This is a genomic window from Curtobacterium sp. B8, assembly GCF_000333315.1.
GTDB lineage: Bacteria > Actinomycetota > Actinomycetes > Actinomycetales > Microbacteriaceae > Curtobacterium > Curtobacterium luteum.
The window spans coordinates 1-1,190 of sequence record NZ_BACW01000417.1 but is presented as its reverse complement, the minus strand read 5'-3'; the positions used below and the strand labels follow the sequence as shown (position 1 = coordinate 1,190).

Sequence of the window (1,190 nt, the reverse complement as noted above, 5' to 3'; positions counted from 1 at the left end):
AGATCGCCGCGTCGATCATCGACTCGCCGACGACCTTGAGCATGAAGAGGTCACCGGTGCCGACGAGCTGCCGGGGGAGCGGGATGATCTCGTCGACGTGCTGCTCGGCCGTGATGGGCACACCCGCGGCGATCCGCCCGACGAGCGGCACGAGCGTCGTCGCGTCGACGTCGGGGCCGTCGGCGTCGGTCGTCGGCTCGTCGACCAGGACCTCGAGCGCACGGGGACGGTTCGGGTCGCGGCGGATCCAGCCGCCGAGCTCGAGCTGGCCGAGCTGGTGGGAGACGCTCGACAGCGATGAGAGCCCGGCGGCGTCGCCGATCTCCCGCATGCTCGGCGGGTAGCCCCGGCTGGCGATCGACGCGCGGATGGCGTCGAGGATCGCCTGCTGCTTCGCCGTCAGCGGCTTCTGGCCACGCAGTTCGTCCGCCACGTCGTCTCACCCTTCGTCGGTGCGGGATGCCGTCCGGCGGGAATGTCGGTGGTCCCCGGTTGACTTGTCCCAGTCGGTCGAAACAGTATCCGACCGCCGCAGCCCGGACAAACACCTGTTCGAGCGTGTCGCGACGAATCCACGCAGAAATCCCCTCCAGGGGCTTGTGCGCCGCCGGATTCGAAACTATGTTCGGTACACGACTTCGGATCACCGAACGGGAAGGCAAGAACGACATGAGCACCATCGCCATCGCTGAACCCCAGCGTCACGCGGCTCCCGCCGTGCGTACGCGCCTGCGCCTGACGCGCCGTGGACGGTTCGTCCTGACGACGCTCGCCGCGCTCCCGATCCTCCTCATCGTCGCGCTCGCGGTGCTCAACGGCGGTCGGGCGTCGGCCGGTGATGCCGCCGGCAGCGGGTCCGCCCACTTCGAGACGGTCACGATCCAGCCCGGCGAGACGCTCTGGGAGCTGGCCGAGCAGACCGCGCCGAACGCCGACCCGCGCGACTTCGTGCAGGACGTCGTCTCCCTCAACGCGCTCGACGGAGCCGGGCTGCAGGCCGGGCAGACGATCTCGATCCCGGCGAAGTACGCCGACGCGCGCTGATCTGACGCCGACGCGCGCTGACCGCAGCGGCGTGACCGTCCGGACGGCCGGTCTCCGTGGTGCCGTCGCGGCCTACGATGGATCGGTGGCATTCACGCTCGAAGACCTCCCGATCCGAGACGACCTGCGCGGGCAGAGCCCCTACG

2 protein-coding genes are annotated in these 1,190 nt (G+C 70.0%); one reads left to right on the top strand and one right to left on the bottom strand.

Going from position 1 to position 1,190, the window contains the following annotated elements; all coding sequences use genetic code 11:
* A partial coding sequence (lexA, locus tag I59_RS10810; RefSeq protein ID WP_022903884.1) for a transcriptional repressor LexA occupies positions 1-433 on the bottom strand: 433 nt, incomplete at its 3' end.
* A gap of 236 nt (positions 434-669) precedes the next feature.
* On the opposite strand from lexA, the gene I59_RS10805 reads away from it, so the two are divergent.
* Entirely contained in the window at positions 670-1,044 is a 375-nt protein-coding gene (locus tag I59_RS10805; RefSeq protein ID WP_031273614.1) for a LysM peptidoglycan-binding domain-containing protein, read from the top strand.
* Positions 1,045-1,190: the final 146 nt, after the last annotated feature.